The 15,896-nt window shown below is 71.0% G+C and carries 15 protein-coding genes; 10 read left to right on the top strand and 5 right to left on the bottom strand.

Annotation, left to right across the window (positions count from 1 at the left end):
- Position 1 precedes the first annotated feature (1 nt).
- Positions 2-460, top strand: coding sequence for a PTS sugar transporter subunit IIA (locus ACFVU2_RS14530; RefSeq protein ID WP_387875565.1), 459 nt, complete (start codon positions 2-4; stop codon positions 458-460).
- Positions 457-729 carry a PTS sugar transporter subunit IIB gene (locus tag ACFVU2_RS14525; protein WP_290471673.1) on the top strand — a complete coding sequence of 91 codons (273 nt, stop codon included), beginning with the start codon at positions 457-459 and terminating at the stop codon, positions 727-729. Before ACFVU2_RS14530 ends, ACFVU2_RS14525 begins: the two co-directional genes overlap by 4 nt.
- On the opposite strand, the gene ACFVU2_RS14520 is transcribed toward ACFVU2_RS14525, so the two are convergent.
- Positions 726-1,028 carry an ArsR/SmtB family transcription factor gene (locus ACFVU2_RS14520; RefSeq protein ID WP_387875564.1) on the bottom strand — a complete coding sequence of 101 codons (303 nt, stop codon included), beginning with the start codon at positions 1,026-1,028 and terminating at the stop codon, positions 726-728. The genes ACFVU2_RS14525 and ACFVU2_RS14520 overlap by 4 nt on opposite strands.
- A gap of 51 nt (positions 1,029-1,079) precedes the next feature.
- Here ACFVU2_RS14520 and ACFVU2_RS14515 point away from each other — a divergent pair, with 51 nt between their 5' ends.
- On the top strand, positions 1,080-2,273 hold the full coding sequence (locus ACFVU2_RS14515; protein ID WP_387875562.1) for an MFS transporter: 1,194 nt from the start codon (positions 1,080-1,082) through the stop codon (positions 2,271-2,273).
- On the opposite strand, the gene ACFVU2_RS14510 is transcribed toward ACFVU2_RS14515, so the two are convergent.
- Entirely contained in the window at positions 2,263-3,969 is a 1,707-nt protein-coding gene (locus ACFVU2_RS14510; RefSeq protein ID WP_387875560.1) for a phospho-sugar mutase, read from the bottom strand. The two genes, ACFVU2_RS14515 and ACFVU2_RS14510, sit on opposite strands and share 11 nt — an antisense overlap.
- Positions 3,966-4,799 (bottom strand): purine-nucleoside phosphorylase, encoded by an 834-nt coding sequence (locus tag ACFVU2_RS14505; RefSeq protein ID WP_387875557.1) that lies wholly within the window; start codon positions 4,797-4,799, stop codon positions 3,966-3,968. The genes ACFVU2_RS14510 and ACFVU2_RS14505 overlap by 4 nt, the downstream gene beginning before the upstream one ends.
- A gap of 84 nt (positions 4,800-4,883) precedes the next feature.
- On the opposite strand from ACFVU2_RS14505, the gene ACFVU2_RS14500 reads away from it, so the two are divergent.
- The 3 genes from ACFVU2_RS14500 (at position 4,884) to ACFVU2_RS14490 (ending at position 9,044) form a co-directional block, all read left to right on the top strand.
- Entirely contained in the window at positions 4,884-6,320 is a 1,437-nt protein-coding gene (locus ACFVU2_RS14500; protein WP_387875555.1) for an NAD(P)H-quinone dehydrogenase, read from the top strand.
- 16 nt (positions 6,321-6,336) lie between these two features.
- Positions 6,337-8,004 (top strand): cation:proton antiporter, encoded by a 1,668-nt coding sequence (locus ACFVU2_RS14495; RefSeq protein WP_387875552.1) that lies wholly within the window; start codon positions 6,337-6,339, stop codon positions 8,002-8,004.
- Between the two features lie 233 nt (positions 8,005-8,237).
- The gene (locus tag ACFVU2_RS14490) at positions 8,238-9,044 is read left to right on the top strand and encodes a DUF559 domain-containing protein (RefSeq protein ID WP_387875550.1); all 807 of its coding nucleotides are present in this window, start codon (positions 8,238-8,240) and stop codon (positions 9,042-9,044) included.
- Positions 9,045-9,106: 62 nt separating this feature from the next.
- Here the strand turns inward: ACFVU2_RS14490 and ACFVU2_RS14485 are convergent, their stop codons facing one another.
- Both ACFVU2_RS14485 and ACFVU2_RS14480 read right to left on the bottom strand, forming a co-directional pair.
- A complete protein-coding gene (locus ACFVU2_RS14485; protein ID WP_387875548.1) occupies positions 9,107-10,873 on the bottom strand; it encodes an acetyl/propionyl/methylcrotonyl-CoA carboxylase subunit alpha in 1,767 nt (588 codons plus the stop codon).
- A gap of 79 nt (positions 10,874-10,952) precedes the next feature.
- Entirely contained in the window at positions 10,953-11,588 is a 636-nt protein-coding gene (locus tag ACFVU2_RS14480) for a Maf family protein (protein ID WP_387875778.1), read from the bottom strand.
- Positions 11,589-11,612: 24 nt separating this feature from the next.
- Here ACFVU2_RS14480 and ACFVU2_RS14475 point away from each other — a divergent pair, with 24 nt between their 5' ends.
- The 4 genes from ACFVU2_RS14475 to ACFVU2_RS14460 are packed head-to-tail and all read left to right on the top strand — an operon-like array spanning position 11,613 to position 15,871.
- Positions 11,613-12,905, top strand: coding sequence for a class I SAM-dependent RNA methyltransferase (locus ACFVU2_RS14475; protein ID WP_387875546.1), 1,293 nt, complete (start codon positions 11,613-11,615; stop codon positions 12,903-12,905).
- A 38-nt stretch (positions 12,906-12,943) separates the two neighbouring features.
- On the top strand, positions 12,944-13,603 hold the full coding sequence (locus ACFVU2_RS14470; protein WP_039922616.1) for a response regulator transcription factor: 660 nt from the start codon (positions 12,944-12,946) through the stop codon (positions 13,601-13,603).
- Positions 13,590-14,852, top strand: coding sequence for an ATP-binding protein (locus ACFVU2_RS14465; protein ID WP_387875544.1), 1,263 nt, complete (start codon positions 13,590-13,592; stop codon positions 14,850-14,852). The genes ACFVU2_RS14470 and ACFVU2_RS14465 overlap by 14 nt, the downstream gene beginning before the upstream one ends.
- Positions 14,849-15,871 (top strand): hypothetical protein, encoded by a 1,023-nt coding sequence (locus tag ACFVU2_RS14460; RefSeq protein ID WP_387875541.1) that lies wholly within the window; start codon positions 14,849-14,851, stop codon positions 15,869-15,871. Before ACFVU2_RS14465 ends, ACFVU2_RS14460 begins: the two co-directional genes overlap by 4 nt.
- The last annotated feature ends 25 nt before the right edge of the window (positions 15,872-15,896 follow it).

Genomic DNA, 15,896 nt, shown 5'->3' with positions numbered 1-15,896 from the left:
CATGCCGCTGCCACCGCTGCCCGAATCCGCCGTCACCGTCGGGGCGCACGCCTCCGACTGGCGTGAGGCGGTGCGGCTGGCGGGGGAGGCGCTCACCCGTTCGGGTGCGACCGAGCAGGGCTACGGCGACCGGATGATCCAGGTCATCGAGGAGTTCGGGGCGTACATCGTGATCGCTCCGGGGCTGGCTCTGGCCCATGCGCGGCCGGGGCCCGACGTGAACCACGACGGGCTCGCCGTGGTGACGCTCGCGGAGCCGGTGGTGTTCGGCCACCCGCACAACGACCCCGTCTCCGTCGTGCTCGGCCTCGCGGTGTCCACGCCGGAGGCGCACGTGACGAGCGTCGCGGAACTGGCGAACGTCTTCAACGACCCCGCGGCCATCCCCGCACTCGCAGCTGCGCGCGACGTCGACGACGTCCAGCGGGCGCTGGCCCGCTCGGAGGAGGGGGCCCGATGAAGATCGTCGCGATCTGCGGCGTCGGGCTTGGCACCTCCGGGATCCTCAAGGTGAACGCCGAGCGCGTGCTCGACCGCCTGGGGATCGACGCGGACGTGACCGCGACGGACGTCGGGAGCCTCTCGGCTGCGGCGGCGGACGCGCAGGTCATCCTGTCGTCGCCCGAGCTGGTCGAGCGCATCGGCCGGACGAACGCGGACGTCATCGTCGTCGAGAACTACTTCGATCTCGACGAGCTCGAGCGCAAGCTCGACGAAGCGCTCGGCTAGTCGGTCAGCAGGGCCTCGATCAGCCCCGGGAACCGGGCGTCGAGCTCGGCCCGGCGCAACTGGATGTCGTGCGTGCGGCCGCTCACGATCGTGTTCGTCAGACCGGCCTCGCGCAGCGTCTTGAAGTGGTGCGCCATCGTCGACTTCTGGACGTCGCACCCCCATTCGGTCAGGGCTTTGGGGTGCGGCTCGCCGTCGGCGAGGACGCGCACCATCTGCAGCCGCACGGGGTCGGCCACGGCGCGGAGCAGATCCACCAGCTCGACCTCGTCCATCGGCGGCGAGGGGTATTCGGTCATGCGGCGTCCAATTGTTTGACAATCATCGAACTATCGCCCTACCCTAACCGTATGACGATCATCGAACAATCGTACCGCAGGACCACCCCGGCCCTCGTGGTGCTCGCCCTCGGCCTCTTCGTCGTCGGCACCAACGCCTTCGTCATCGCCGGTCTGCTGCCGCAGATCGCGAGCACGCTCGGCACGACGGCCTCCGCCGTCAGCGTGTCGATCACGACGTACTCGCTGGTCGTGGCGGTCGCGGCGCCCGCCATCTCCATCCTGCTGCCGCGCGTGCCGCGTTCCGCCCTCATGGGCGTCGGGCTCGCGCTGTTCGCCGTCGGCACGGCCGTCGCCGCTCAGGCACCCGACCTCGGCTGGTTCGTCGCGGGCCGGACCTTCTCCGGCATCGGCGGGGCGGCGCTCGTCCCGACCGCGACGGCCGCGGCCGCCTCTCTCGCCGCCCCCGAGAAGCGCGGGCGAGCGCTGGCCCTCGTCGGCGCCGGCTTCACGCTCGCGACCGCCGTCGGTTCACCGCTCGGTACGGCGCTCGGCGGCATCGCCGGCTGGAGGTTCGCCCTCTGGTGCGTCGTCGGGCTCGGCGCCGTCCTCGCAGCCTCGATCCCGCTGCTGGTGCGGCGCATCCCGCTCGCACCTCCCGCGACCCTGCGCCGGCGCCTGGCCACGCTGGCCGACCTACGGGTGCTCGCCCTTCTCGTCACCACCGTGTTCATGATCGCCGGCTTCAACATCGTCTACATCTTCTCCGCGAGCGTCACACACGCCTCCACCGGCGGCTCCGGTCCGCTGCTGGCCGTGCTGCTGCTGGCGTACGGAGTCGCAGGAGTGATCGGCAACGTGGTCGCAGGACCGTTGACCGACCGATTCGGCAGCCGCTCGGTCGCCGCGGTCGGGCTCATCGGGCAGGTCGTCGCGCTGGCCGTGCTCCCGTTCGTCGAAGCGTCCTTCGCGGCGTCTCTCGTGGTCTTCGCGCTCTGGGGCGTGACAGCGTTCGCCATCGCGATCCCGGTGCAGCACCGACTCGTGCACGTCGACCCCGCGTCGTCCGCGCTCGCGCTCTCGTGGTACTCGACCGCGATGTACGTCGGAATCGCGATCGCACCGCCCATCGGGACCCTCGCACTGGGTGCGGGCGGGGCCGAGGCCGTGCCGGTCGCCGGAGCGATCGTGACGGTGGTGGCGCTGGCCGCGTTCCTGCTCAGCTACGCGGCCCGCGCCACCTCCCGGCCGGTCCCTACTCCGTGAGCGCCCGCATCGCCTCGCCGAGGGCGGCGACGCGCGCGGTCGCGGACGCGCGCCGCTCGGCGACCGTCCCCTCGTCGCTCGACGCGTCGATGTAGATCTTGAGCTTGGGCTCCGTGCCGCTCGGACGGACCATGACGCGGGAGCCGTCCGCCAGGGCGATGCGCAGCACGTCGCTCGGAGGCAGCCCATCGAAGCCGTCGCGGAGGTCGTCGATCCGCTCGACCCGCACGTCGCCGACATGGCTCGGCGGCGTCGCACGCAGGGCGGACATGATCTCGTCGATCCGGGAGAGATCGGTGACGCGCAGCGAGATCTGGTCACTGGCGAAGAAGCCGAACCGCTCCGCGAAGGCGTCCAGGCGGTCGGCGATGGTCTGCCCCGCTGCGGCGAGCCCGGACGCCAGATCGAGGAGGGCGGTCGCGGCCGAGATGCCGTCCTTGTCGCGCACGGTCTCCGGGTTGACGAGGTAGCCCAGGGCCTCCTCGAATCCGAAGATCAGGCCGGGAGCGCGCGAGACCCACTTGAACCCGGTGAGGGTGTCGGCGAAGTCGAGATGGTAAGCGCTCGCGACCGCGGCCAGCGCGGGGGAGGACACGATCGAGCAGGCGAGCACGCCGTCGGCGGCGCCGTCGCCTCCGGTCGCCTCGGCCAGCTCAGCGGCGCGCCAGCCGAGCAGCGCTCCCACTTCGTTGCCGCTCAGCCGGCGGTAGCCCGCCTCCGACGACGGGTCCGGGACGGCGACCGCGAGCCGGTCGGCGTCGGGGTCGTTCGCGATCACCAGATCCACACCGGCGGCGCGGGCGGTCTCGAACGCGAGGTCCATCGCCCCCGGCTCCTCCGGGTTGGGGAACGAGACGGTCGGGAACGCAGGGTCGGGATCGATCTGCGCGGCGACGACCTGGGGCTCGGCGAATCCGGCGGCTGCGAATACGTCGCGGGCGGTGCGCCAGCCGACGCCGTGCATCGCCGTGTATGCGTAGGTGACCGCGTCGCGCGGGGCGTTCGTCGTCGCCACGCGGGCGGTGGCCTCGATGTAGGCCCGCTCGACGTCGTCCGACGCGATCTCGTACTGCTCCGAGCGGGGGAGGTCGAGCACGCTTCCGGCGGCGACGTCGAGGATCCGCGCGGCGATCTCGGCATCGGTCGGCGAGACGATCTGCGAGCCGTGGTCCGTGCCGCCCAGGTACACCTTGTAGCCGTTGTCGTTCGGCGGGTTGTGGCTGGCGGTGACCATCACCCCGGCGCTCACGTCGAGATGGCGCACCGCGAAGGCCAGCACGGGGGTCGGCAGGAGGCGGGGGAGCAGCACGGCGCGCACGCCGGCGCCCGCCATCAGCTCCGCGGTGTCGCGCGCGAAGACGTCCGAGTTCTTGCGGCCGTCGTAGCCGATCACGACGGAGGGGATCCCTCCCTCGGCGTGCTCCAGCAGCCAGCGGGCGAATCCGGCGGCGGCCTGCGAGACCAGCACGCGGTTCATCCGATTGGGGCCGGCGGCGATCTCGCCGCGGAGCCCCGCCGTACCGAAAGCGAGCCGCGTGTCGAAGCGCGAGTGCAGATCGGCCAGGGCATCGCCGTCGCCGTCCGCGGCGGCGGCGACCAGGGCCTCCACCTCGTCGCGGGTGTCCGGATCCGGATCCTGCTCCTGCCAGGCGCGGGCCGCCGCGAGCAGATCCGCCGTGTCGAGCGCGGGGCTCACAGCGCCGCCACGATCCGGGCGAGCAGCGCGCTGATCACCGGCTCCGCCGCCTGTCCCGCCTCGATGACCTCGGCGTGGCTCAACGGCGTCTTCTGGATGCCGGCGGCGAGGTTGGTGATGAGCGACATCCCCAGGATCTCCATCCCGGCCTGCCGGGCGGCGATGGCCTCCAGCGCGGTCGACATCCCGACGATGTGGCCGCCGATCGTCTTCGCCATCTGCACCTCGGCCGGCGTCTCGTAGTGCGGTCCGCGGAACTGCGTGTAGACGCCCTGGTCGAGCGACGGGTCGATGGACGTCGCCAGCTCGCGCAGCCGGCTCGAGTAGAGGTCGGTCAGGTCGATGAACGTCGCGCCCTCGAGCGGGGAGTCGGCCGTCAGGTTGATGTGGTCGCTGATGAGCACCGGGGTGCCGGGCGTCCAGTGCTCCTTGATGCCGCCCGCACCGTTGGTGAGGATCATCGTGGTCGCGCCGGCCGCGGCCGCAGTGCGCACGCTGTGCACGACGCGGCGGACGCCGTGCCCCTCGTAGTAATGGGTGCGGGCGCCGATGACGAGGGCGCGCTTGCCGCTCGGCAGCAGCACCGAGCGCAGCGTGCCGACGTGGCCGGCCAGGGCCGGCTTGCCGAAGCCCACGATCTCGGTGGCCGGGATCGTCGCGGTGGTCTCGCCGATGAGATCCGCTGCCTTGCCCCATCCGCTGCCGAGGGTGAGTGCGATGTCGTGCTTCTCGACGCCGGTCTTCTCCGCCAGCTGCTCCGCCGCCAGGCGGGCGATCTCGAAGGGGTCGGCCTGCGGGTCGTCGAGAGGATTCGTGTTCGTTTCGAGCATGAGCCAACTCTACTGAGCGCACTCCGCGCGTCCAGGCGGCACCGGATGCGCATCGGCGCGTGCGCATGCGGAAGAATGGTGCCCATGGCCTTTGAATTCGAGCGCAAGCAGCGCATCGCCGTCCTCGGCGGCGGACCCGGCGGATACGAGGCGGCGATCGCCGGCGCACAGCTCGGAGCCCACGTGACCCTGATCGAGCGCTCCGGCGTGGGAGGTTCCGCCGTCATCACCGACGTGGTCCCCTCGAAGAGCCTCATCGCCACGGCCGAGGCCACCAACTCCATCGCCGAGGCCGCCGACCTCGGCGTCCAGTTCTACACGCGCGGCGCCCACGGCAAGCCCGTGCGCCCCGAGCTCGCCGTCAACCTCGCTGCGGTCAACAAGCGCCTGATGGGGCTCGCCCGCCAGCAGTCGGAGGACATGCGCGCAGAGCTCGTCCGTGCCGGTGTGCACATCGTCAGCGGCGAGGGCCGGCTCGACGGCGACGGGGCCATCATCGTCTCGACGGCCCGCGGCGGCTCCGGCACCGACTTCGACCGCGTGGAGGCCGACACGATCGTCATCGCCGTCGGCGCGCGACCCCGGGTGCTTCCGACCGCGGTGCCGGACGGGGAGCGCATCCTCACCTGGACCCAGCTCTACGACCTCGATGCCGTTCCGGAGCACCTCATCGTGGTCGGCTCCGGCGTCACCGGTGCCGAGTTCGCCTCGGCCTATACGGCGCTCGGCTCCAAGGTCACCCTGATCTCGTCCCGCGACCAGGTCCTCCCCGGCGAGGACGCGGACGCGGCACGCGTGATCGAGAACGTCTTCAAGCGCAACGGCATGCAGGTCCTGTCGAAGTCCCGTGCCGAGTCCGTCGTGCGCACCGAGGACGGCGTCGTCGCGACCCTCGCCGACGGGCGCACCGTCGAAGGCAGCCACTGCCTCATGGCCGTCGGGTCCATCCCGAACACCTCGGGGATCGGGTTGGAGGAGGCGGGCATCCAGCAGACGCCGTCCGGCCACATCCGCGTCAACCGGGTCGCTCGCACGTCCATCCCGAACATCTACGCCGCGGGCGACTGCTCCGATCTGCTGCCGCTGGCGTCCGTGGCATCCATGCAGGGCCGCACCGCCGTCTTCCACGCCATGGGCGATGCGGTCAACCCGATCGAGCTGCGCAACGTGACCTCCAACATCTTCACTCAGCCCGAGATCGCCACCGTCGGGTGGAACCAGAAGCAGATCGAGGACGGCATCGCCCAGGGCGACATCTACAAGCTGCCGCTCAAGTCCAACCCGCGCGCCAAGATGCTCGGGCTGCGCGACGGCTTCGTCAAGCTGTTCGCCCGCACCGGCTCGGGCACGGTGATCGGCGGAGTCATCGTCGCCCCGCGTGCGTCCGAGCTGATCTTCCCGCTCGCCCTCGCCGTGGAGCACCGTCTCACGGTCGACCAGGTCGCGCGTGCCTTCACCGTCTATCCGTCGCTCTCGGGCTCGATCTCCGACGCCGCGCGCGCGATGCACATCGTCCTCTGAGGGAAGGGCCCTGGCCATGGAGATCGGACTCGTCGTCGGAGTGCTCGCCGTCCTGGCCATCGCGGCAGCGACCACCATCGGCCCGAAATTCGGAGTCGCCTCGCCTCTGATCCTGGTGGTCGCCGGCATCCTGGTCAGCCTGCTGCCGTTCGTGCCGGCGCTCGACATCGAGCCGCAGTGGATCCTCGCCGGAATCCTGCCGCCCCTGCTCTACTCCGCCTCCGTCTCGATGCCCTCGATGAACTTCCGCCGCGAGTTCACCGCGATCGGCGGTCTGTCGGTGCTGCTCGTCGTGATCAGCTCCGTGGTGCTCGGCGTGTTCTTCTCCTGGGCGATCCCGGGCCTCGACCTCGCCTGGGGCATCGCGCTCGGCGCCATCGTCAGCCCGACGGACGCGGTCGCGACCTCCATCGTCAAGCGCAGCGGGGTGTCGCCGCGCGTCGTGGCGATCCTCGAAGGCGAGAGCCTGCTGAACGACGCGACGGCGCTGGTCCTGTTGCGCGCGGCCATCGCGGCGGCCGCGGCCTCCTTCGCCATCGGCACCGTCATCTGGACCTTCACGTACTCGGTGGTGATCGCCGTCGTCTTCGGCTGGGTCGTCGGGCGGGTCAACCTGATCGTGCGGGCCCGGGTGACCGATGCGACCGTCAACACGGTCATCTCGTTCACGGTGCCCTTCATCGCATCCATCCCGGCTGAGGCCCTCGGAGCCTCCGGCCTCGTCGCGGCCGTCGTGGCCGGCCTCGTCACGGGCAGCCGCGCGCCGCGCGTGCTCTCGCCGCAGCACCGGCTGTCGGACGCGCAGAACTGGCGCACGGTGGAGATGGTGCTGGAGGGGATGGTCTTCCTCACCATGGGGCTGCAGCTGTTCGGCATCCTGCAGAAGGTCGAGGAGGTGCACGAGGGCGTGCTGCCCGCCGCCCTCGTCGCGGGCGGCGCGCTGCTGCTCACCATCTTCGTGCGGGCGGCCTATGTCGCCCCGCTCCTGCGGTCCCTCGGCAGCCGGGCGCGGCGCAGTGAGAAGATGCGGCCCCGCATCGAGACGATGCAGCAGCGGATCGCGGACTCGGACAACGATCCGGCGGCCCTCGTGCGCTCGAGCGGGCCGGGTTCGGGCCGCGTGCCGTCGGAACGCGATGTGGGGCGGTTCACCACCCGGCTGCGCCGTACGCTCGCCGACATCGACTACTTCACGGGCGCCCCGCTCGGCTGGCGGGAGGGCACGGTCGTCGTCTGGGCCGGGATGCGCGGGGCGGTCACCGTCGCGGCCGCCCAGACTCTCCCCACCGAGGGCACGCCGTCGCGGCCCGTCCTCGTGCTCGTCGCCTTCCTCGTCGCGGCCGGTTCGCTGCTCATCCAGGGCGGGACCATCGGCTGGCTGCTGAAGCTCGTGAAGCCGGCCCAGGTGGACCGCGAGATGCAGACCGCCGAGCGTCAGCGCGTCATGTCGATGCTGCACGATGCCGCGAAGCACATCGCCGTCCCCGAGTCGCGCGAGCGCACCCCGGAGAACATGGAGGTGATGAAGAAGTTCGCGCTCGAGCGCCTGCACGCGCAGCGGACCGCCCTGCTCGACGCCCGCGACGACGGCACCTTCGACGCCGACGTGCTGGCCTCCGCCCTCACCAACCTCGACGCCGACGAGATCAGCATCTCCCTGAAGGGCTCGCCCCCCGAAGACTGACCGGCCGCGCGCCCCGGCCTCCGCCGACGTCAACGGAGGAGATCCTCCGCCAAGCCCCCGAGATCCCCTCCGTACGCGGTTCATTCGCGGTGTGTCATCGCGCGGATCCTCCGTTCCCGGCACCGGCGTTCTCCACAGATCCGCTGTTCTCGTCCCGGGCCAAGCGCGGTCAGCGGGAGCATGGCCGAATGTCATGGACTACTCGACTCGATGAACTCGGCGGCGCTGCGACGATGAAGCAGCTCCGGATGGATGGTGCGGCAGATCGATCGATCCGCCGCGCCCTCGCGAATGGGCGCCTGATCCGTCCACGTCGTGGGGTCTATGCACGGCCCGATCTGCCGCCCACAGCGATCGCGGCCCTGAGAATCGGCGGGAGGATCTCGTGTGTCACAGCCGCTCGGTCGTATGGACTGTGGGGCGGTGTCGACGGTCGCCTCCACGTCACGCTTCCCTCGCATGCAGGACGCGCGGGCGAGGCCGATGTGCGGCACTGGGACGCCATCGAGCCTGACTCCGAACTCTGGAGGGTGTCGATCGCCGATTGTCTGCGTTCGACGGTCAGGTGCGCCGACGAGGAGACCGCCGTCGCTGTGCTTGACACCGCGCTCTCGTCGGGCGCGGTGACACCGGCTCGCCTCGACCGGATCTTCGCGGCGGAGCCGGCACGATGCCGGGCAGTCGCCGGCGCTGCGAGGCCCGGGTCGGACTCGGGTGTCGAGTCCATCCTGCGGCAGCGGTTGGTGGCGCGGGGGCATCTGGTCGAGCAGCAGATCGCCGTCCCCGGTGTGGGGCGTGTCGACTTCCGCATCGGAGGGGTTCTCCATGTCGAAGTCGACGGCTATGCCTATCACTCCGACCGTGCGGCGTTCGAAAGGGATCGCCTTCGGGATACCGCTCTCGAGCTCCAAGGGCTGCGGCGGCTCCGTTTCACTGCTCGGCACGTCCTTGACGACGTGGATGCGGTGGTGGCGACGATCGAGGGAGTCGTGGCGGCAACGGAGGACATACGACCGGATCGAACCCGGAAAGGCAGCTAGCGGAGGAGATCTGCCCCGGATGGGGTCAGATCTCCTCCGCTGCGCGGTCGCCGCGCCGGGCGCTAGACGATGGTGAGGAGGAGGTGGCCGGAGGAGACCGTCTCGCCGACGGCGGCGTTGATGCCGGTGATGGTGCCGTCCTTGTGGGCGGTGAGGGGCTGCTCCATCTTCATCGCCTCGAGCACGAGCACGAGGTCGCCCTTGACGACCTCGTCGCCGTCCGCGACGGCGACCTTGACGACCGTCGCCTGCATCGGCGCGGTGAGCGAGTCGCCCGTCGCCGTGTCGACGGCTCCCGAGACTCCGCGTCGGCGCGGGGCCGGAGCGGTGGCGCCCGAGGCCGAGCCGCCACCGGTCAGGAGCTTCGCGGGCAGGGACACCTCGATGCGCTTGCCCTCGACCTCGACCACGACGCTGCTGCGACGCTCGGCGGGGGCCTGGTCGCCCAGCTCGCCCGACCACGGCTCGATCTCGTTGGTCCACTCGGTCTCGATCCAACGGGTGTAGATCGAGAACGGTTCGCCGTCCTGCGGCGCGAACGCGGGGTCCCGCACGATCGCCCGGTGGAAGGGCAGCACGGTCGGAAGCCCGGCGACCTCGAACTCGTCGAGGGCGCGGCGGGAGCGCTCGAGCGCCTCCTCGCGGCTGGAGCCGGTGACGATGAGCTTGGCGAGCATGGAGTCGAATGCGCCGCTGATCTCGTCGCCCGCCTGGATTCCGCTGTCGACGCGCACGCCGGGGCCGCCGGCGGCCTTGAACACGTGGACCGGGCCGGGGGAGGGGATGAACCCGCGACCGGCGTCCTCGCCGTTGATGCGGAACTCGAACGAGTGGCCGCGCGGGGTCGGATCCGCGTAGTCGAGGGTGCCGCCCTCGGCGAGGCGGAACTGCTCGCGGACCAGGTCGATGCCGGTGACCTCTTCGGAGACGGGGTGCTCGACCTGCAGGCGGGTGTTCACCTCGAGGAACGAGACCGTGCCGTCCTTGCCGATCAGGAACTCGCAGGTGCCGGCGCCCTGGTAGCCGACCTCTTTCAGGATGGCCTTGGACGCGCTGTAGAGCTGCTCGGTCTGGGCGGCGGTCAGGAAGGGGGCCGGCGCCTCCTCGACGAGCTTCTGGTGACGGCGCTGGAGCGAGCAGTCGCGGGTGGAGACGACGACCACGTTGCCGTATGCGTCCGCGAGGCACTGGGTCTCGACGTGGCGCGGCTGGTCGAGGTACTTCTCGACGAAGCACTCGCCTCGACCGAACGCGGCGATGGCCTCGCGGGTGGCGGATTCGAACAGCTCGGCGACCTCGTCGCGCTCGCGGGCGACCTTGAGGCCGCGACCGCCGCCGCCGAACGCCGCCTTGATGGCGACCGGGAGGCCGTACTGGTCCACGAACTCGAGCACCTCGTCCGCGTTCGCCACGGGGTTGAGGGTGCCGGGCGCGAGCGGCGCGCCGACCTTCTCGGCCACATGGCGGGCCGAGACCTTGTCGCCGAGACGCTCGATGGCCTCCGGCGACGGGCCGATCCACGTCAGGCCGGCACCGATGACGGCGCGGGCGAAGTCGGCGTTCTCGGCGAGGAAGCCGTAGCCCGGGTGCACGGCGTCGGCGCCGGACCTCCGGGCGATCGAGAGGAGCTTGTCGATGACCAGGTACGTCTCTGCACTGGTCGTGCCTTCGAGGGCATAGGCCTCGTCGGCGAGCTTCACATGGAGGGCGTCGCGGTCCTGGTCGGCGTAGACGGCGACGGAGCCGATCCCGCTGTCCTGAGCGGCGCGGATGACACGAACGGCGATCTCGCCCCGGTTTGCGATGAGGACCTTGCTGATGGCTGGCACAGTTCTCTAGCCTATGCCGCCGGACACCCCTCGTTTTGGACGATCCTCACAAAAATGGATCAACCGATGGTTGGAGGGTCTACAAGCGGTTCCAGAGGGAGGTCCATTCGACGCCGAGCTCCCGCGCGAGCGAGCGCAGAGTGGAGAGCGAGAGGCCCACCACCGTGCTCGGATCGCCGTCGACGCTCGTGATGAAGGGGCCGCCCAGGCTATCGATGGTGAACGCGCCCGCGACCTCGAGCGGTTCGCCGCTCGCGACGTACGCGTCGATCTCGGCGTCGGTGACGTCCGCGAAGGTGACCGAGGCGACGGCGGTGGCCCCGACCGATCGGTTCTCCCGCCCGTCGCGGTGGTCGATCAGCCAGTGCCCCGAGTGCAGTTGCCCGGTGCGGCCGCGCTGGGCGAGCCAGCGCTCACGCGCGATCTCCGGCCGATGGGGTTTGCCGTGGATGCGACCGTCGATCGCGAAGGCCGAATCGCCTCCGAAGATCAACCCGTCGATGGGCTCGCCGTTCAGCGTGCCGCGGACCGCCTCGGCCTTCAGCCGCGCCAGCAGCTGGACCATCGCGGCAGGCCCGAGGGGTCCGTGCTCCGCCTCCGCAGCGGCGACGGCGGCCGGCTCGTCGACGTGGGACGGCACCACGATCGGCTCGATCCCGGCCGCACGCAGAAGCGCGAGGCGGGCGGGGGACGTGGAAGCGAGGTAGAGGCGCATGGTCACCTGTGGGATGCTCGAAGGATGCCCCAGAACGAAGAGGTCGACCTCGACATTACCAACGTCGCCCACGGCGGCGTGTTCGTCGCACGCCATGAAGGGCGCGTCGTCTTCGTGCCGGACACCCTTCCCGGCGAACGCATCCGCGCCCGCATCTCCGACCGCACCCACGACCGCTTCTGGCGGGGGGAGGCGGTGGAGGTCGTCGACGCCGCGCCCGAGCGCCAGGAGCACGTGTGGGACGCCGCGTCGATCGATCGCGCCCCCGGTCAGCGGGCCGGTGGGGCGGAGTTCGGTCACATCCGCCTCGACCACCAGCGCGAGCTCAAGCGGCGCGTGATCGAGGACGCCCTCCAGCGCACCGCCCGGCTGGACGCCGACGCGATCGCGCAGGTGGGCCCCACCGGCGGCCGCGTCGAGGTGGAGCCGATCTCCGGCGAGTCGCCGGACGGCACCGGATGGCGCACCCGCGTCCGTCTCCAGGTCGGCGAGGACGGCCGGGTCGGCCCCTACGCGGCACGAACCCACAACATCATCCCGGTCCGCAGTCTCCCGCTGGCCACCGAGCTGGTGCAGGAGAGCGCACCGTTCGGCCAGACCTTCCCGGGCGCGGAGTCCATCGACGTGGTCGCGACCGGCTCGGGAGCCGCGCACGTGCTCGTCAACGACGCGCCGATCCGCACGGGCAAGCGGCTCGCGCGGCCCCGCCGCCGCCCGGTCCCGATCCGCGAGCAGGTCGGTGACCGGGAGTTCCGGCTCGACGCGCGCGGGTTCTGGCAGGTCCACCGCGGCGCAGCGGCGACGCTGACCGCCGCGGTGCAGGATGCGGTCGACGAGGCCCTCTTCGACCCGCGGGCGGCGAACCTCGACCTCTACGGCGGCGTCGGCCTGCTGGCTGCCGCGCTCGGCGACAAGTTCGGGTCGACCCTGCGGATCACCTCGGTCGAGAGCGACGAGGCCGCAACGGACGACGCCGCGGAGAACCTCGCCGAATGGGTCGGGGCCTCCGCCGTCACGGCTCGCGTCGAGCACTTCGCCGCCGATCTCGCCGCAAGTGCGAGCGCGACCGACCGGGCCCGCCTGCGGGCGGCGACCGTCGTGCTCGATCCTCCGCGTTCGGGAGCCGGTCGCGCCGTCGTCGACTCCATCGCCTCCCTCCGGCCGGCGCAGATCGTCTACGTCGCCTGCGACCCGGTCGCCCTCGCACGCGACCTCGCGTTCTTCGCCGAACGGGGATACCCGCTGCGGTCGCTGCGCGCGTTCGACCTGTTCCCGAACACCCACCACGTCGAAGCCGTCGCCACGCTGACGCCCTGACGGGGGTCAGCGCCTCCCGCACCACTACGATGAACCACATGGTGCGGGTATCTATCGTCGACGATCACGAGTCGGTGCGTCTGGGGCTGAAAGCAGCCTGTCAGGACGCCGGCTACGAGGTCGTCATCACCGCCGCGACGGTCGACGAATTCGTCGCCGAGCTCGGCGGCCAGGAGTGCGACGTGGTCGTGCTCGATCTCTCCCTGGGCGACGGGTCGAAGGTGACCGACAACGTCAAGCGCGCCCAGGCGACCGGAGCGGCGGTGCTGGTGCACAGCATCGCCGACCGGGTGGCCAGCGTCCGGGAGGCGCTCGCCGCGGGGGCGGCCGGTGTGATCCCCAAGTCGTCGCCGACGACCACGGTCATGAACGCGATCGCCACGGTCGCCCGCGGCGATGTGCTCAACAATCTCGAGTGGGCGACGGCGATCGACGCGGACAGCGACTTCGCCAAGGCCCAGCTCGGCCGTCGCGAGCGCGACGTCCTGCACCTGTACGCATCGGGACTTCCGCTGAAGGCGGTCGCGGCGCAGCTCGGGATCGCGAACTCGACCGCGCGCGAGTACCTCGACCGCATCCGCGTGAAGTACGTGGAGGTCGGGCGTCCGGCGCCGACGAAGGTCGACCTGCTCCGGCGCGCGGTGGAAGACGGCATCCTGCCGGGTCTCGATCCCGACACGGGCAATGAGCGCGTCTGACCTGGCGCGTCCCGGGAGCGTTCCGGGAGCTCCGCGCGAGACATCGAAGCCTCGCAACCCCCTGAGCCGGGCGCGCATCGAGCGCATCGCGGACCGGACCGTCGCCGCGTTCGGCGTGGTCTTCGGGCTGCAGACGATCCCGACGGCCATCGCGCAGCAGCACATCCTCGTGCAGCCGTGGGGTCTGGTGATGACGGCCGTCATCTTCGGCGGCATCGTCGTGACCGTCCTGCTCGCGATCCTCCAGCGCTGGGTCAAGGGCGCCATGGCGATCCTCGCCGTCCTCTACCTCGTCGCGATCGTCACCTGGCCGTTCGTCGTCGCGGATCCGGCCGCCTTCACGGCGGACAAGCCGTGGATCTGGTTCCTGTGCAACGTCTTCACCGCCTTCGCCGCGGTGGCGTATCCGCTGTGGCTCGCCGTGGTCTACACGCTGATCGCGCCCATCGCGTACGGCGTGATCCGCGCTCTTCCGGCCGGCGGCGGGGTCGGTGCGGAGCTCGCCGGACTCGACGCCGTCTACGCGATCATCCTCGGCGGCGCGATCCTCGCCATCATCGCGATGATGCGTCAGGCGTCCTCGGGCGTCGACGTGGCCCAGAGCCAAGCCCTGGCGCGCTACGCGAACGCCGTCCGTCAGCACGCGACCGAGGTCGAGCGCGTCCAGGTCGACGCGATCGTCCATGACAGCGTGCTGACCACCCTGCTCTCGGCGGCCAGCGCCCGTTCGCCCGAGCAGAAGGAGCTCGCCGCGACGATGGCCGCCGATGCGATCGGCCACCTGCACGCGGCCGAGGCGTCCAGTCCGGAGGACCAGTCCCTGGTGGGCCTCGACCGGCTGAGCGACCGGCTGGTGACGGCCGCGAACGCGTTCTCGTCGCCGTTCGTCATCGAGGTGCAGGACGTGGAGGTCCACAGCCTCCCGGTCAACGTGGCAGAAGCCGTGTACTCCGCGAGCGTGCAGGCGATGGTGAACAGCATGCAGCACGCCGGCGGCCCGGAGGTGCAGCGCAGCATCAGCATCCGTGGTGGCAGCCCGGCGGCGACCGTGCACATCGTGGTCCGCGACGAAGGGCGCGGCTTCGCCGCCGAGGAGGTGCCCGCCGAGCGCCTCGGACTGCGTGTCAGCATCCGGGACCGCCTCGCGAAGGTCGGCGGCCGGGCCCGGATCGAGTCCGAGCCCGGCAACGGGACCACGGTCGTGATCCTCTGGCCCTCGTCCGACCGGGAGCAGGAGGTCGTCGAGTGATCACGCTCAACCGCGTCCTCTTCCTGGGCCTCGGCGCTCTCTTCTCCGCCTACCACCTCTTCCTGGCGCTCTCGTCGCTGTCGATCCCGGAGAACCCCGGGCCCCCGATCGTGGCGATGGCGCTCTATGCGGTCGCGACGGTCATGAGCCTCTGGCCGACGAGCCCGACGAAGATGCCGCTCTGGCTGGCGGCCTTCGATCTCGCCGTGTGCGTGGTCATCCCGATCCTCGTGACCAGTCAGCTCGATCCGGCGAAGGACAACGGCTACGGCACCTGGTACGTCGCGGCGGTGGGCACCTTGATGACCATCTGCGCCGTGCGCAGGCAGTCGCTCTTCGCGTGGCTCGGCGTCGGCTTCCTCGCGGTGCAGACCGTCTTCTGGGCCGGGCCCGGCGCACTGGCCGGTATCGGTGTGATCGGTTCGGTCGTGTGGGTCGGCGTTGCCGTGGTGATCGCGGGCTCGCTCGCGAAGGCGGGGCGCGATTCCCTGCAGTTCGCGCGGGCGGAGCGCGAGGCCACCGAGTGGCAGGCCGCTCAGGAGGCCCACGTCATGGAGCGTCAGCTCCGGCTGCGGCAGACCTATCGGGTCGCGGCGCCCATGCTCGCCGAGATCGTGCGGCGTGGAGGAGACCTGACCGAGGCGGAGCGTCGCGAATGCCGTTACCTCGAAGGCGCCATCCGTGACGAGATCCGCGGACGCCGGCTCCTGAACGACGATGTGCGGCGTGAGGTGATGGATGCGCGCCGTCGCGGTGTGGTGGTCAGCCTCCTGGACGAGGGCGGGATCGACGACCTCGACCAGCACGGCCTCGAGACGGTCCTGCGGAGGCTCGCCGAGGCGATCCGCGGGACGACGACGGACAAGCTGATCGTGCGCACCGTGCCCCGCTCGTCGAAGACCGCGGTCACCGTGGTGGGGCTGCGCATGTCCGACGACGGTGCCGCCAATGCGCTCGGGGCCGAGTCGGACGACGACGAGGTCGATCTCTGGCTGGAGATCCCGCGCCCGGTGGTCTGAGGGTTCGGCGGCGGCGCGTGCGCTG

Origin of the sequence: Leifsonia sp. NPDC058194, from assembly GCF_042883605.1 — a bacterium.
In the GTDB taxonomy this organism is placed as follows: domain Bacteria; phylum Actinomycetota; class Actinomycetes; order Actinomycetales; family Microbacteriaceae; genus Leifsonia.
This window is presented reverse-complemented; position numbering and strand designations above follow the sequence as displayed.

Coding starts and splice junctions, on each gene's coding strand:
- ACFVU2_RS14470 (WP_039922616.1), top strand. CDS start 12,944: ATGGTGCGGGTATCTATCGTCGACGATCACGAGTCGGTGCGTCTGGGG.
- ACFVU2_RS14525 (WP_290471673.1), top strand. CDS start 457: ATGAAGATCGTCGCGATCTGCGGCGTCGGGCTTGGCACCTCCGGGATC.
- ACFVU2_RS14515 (WP_387875562.1), top strand. CDS start 1,080: ATGACGATCATCGAACAATCGTACCGCAGGACCACCCCGGCCCTCGTG.
- ACFVU2_RS14480 (WP_387875778.1), bottom strand. CDS start 11,588: ATGCGCCTCTACCTCGCTTCCACGTCCCCCGCCCGCCTCGCGCTTCTG.
- ACFVU2_RS14475 (WP_387875546.1), top strand. CDS start 11,613: ATGCCCCAGAACGAAGAGGTCGACCTCGACATTACCAACGTCGCCCAC.
- ACFVU2_RS14500 (WP_387875555.1), top strand. CDS start 4,884: ATGGCCTTTGAATTCGAGCGCAAGCAGCGCATCGCCGTCCTCGGCGGC.
- ACFVU2_RS14490 (WP_387875550.1), top strand. CDS start 8,238: ATGAAGCAGCTCCGGATGGATGGTGCGGCAGATCGATCGATCCGCCGC.
- ACFVU2_RS14520 (WP_387875564.1), bottom strand. CDS start 1,028: ATGACCGAATACCCCTCGCCGCCGATGGACGAGGTCGAGCTGGTGGAT.
- ACFVU2_RS14465 (WP_387875544.1), top strand. CDS start 13,590: ATGAGCGCGTCTGACCTGGCGCGTCCCGGGAGCGTTCCGGGAGCTCCG.
- ACFVU2_RS14495 (WP_387875552.1), top strand. CDS start 6,337: ATGGAGATCGGACTCGTCGTCGGAGTGCTCGCCGTCCTGGCCATCGCG.
- ACFVU2_RS14530 (WP_387875565.1), top strand. CDS start 2: ATGCCGCTGCCACCGCTGCCCGAATCCGCCGTCACCGTCGGGGCGCAC.
- ACFVU2_RS14505 (WP_387875557.1), bottom strand. CDS start 4,799: ATGCTCGAAACGAACACGAATCCTCTCGACGACCCGCAGGCCGACCCC.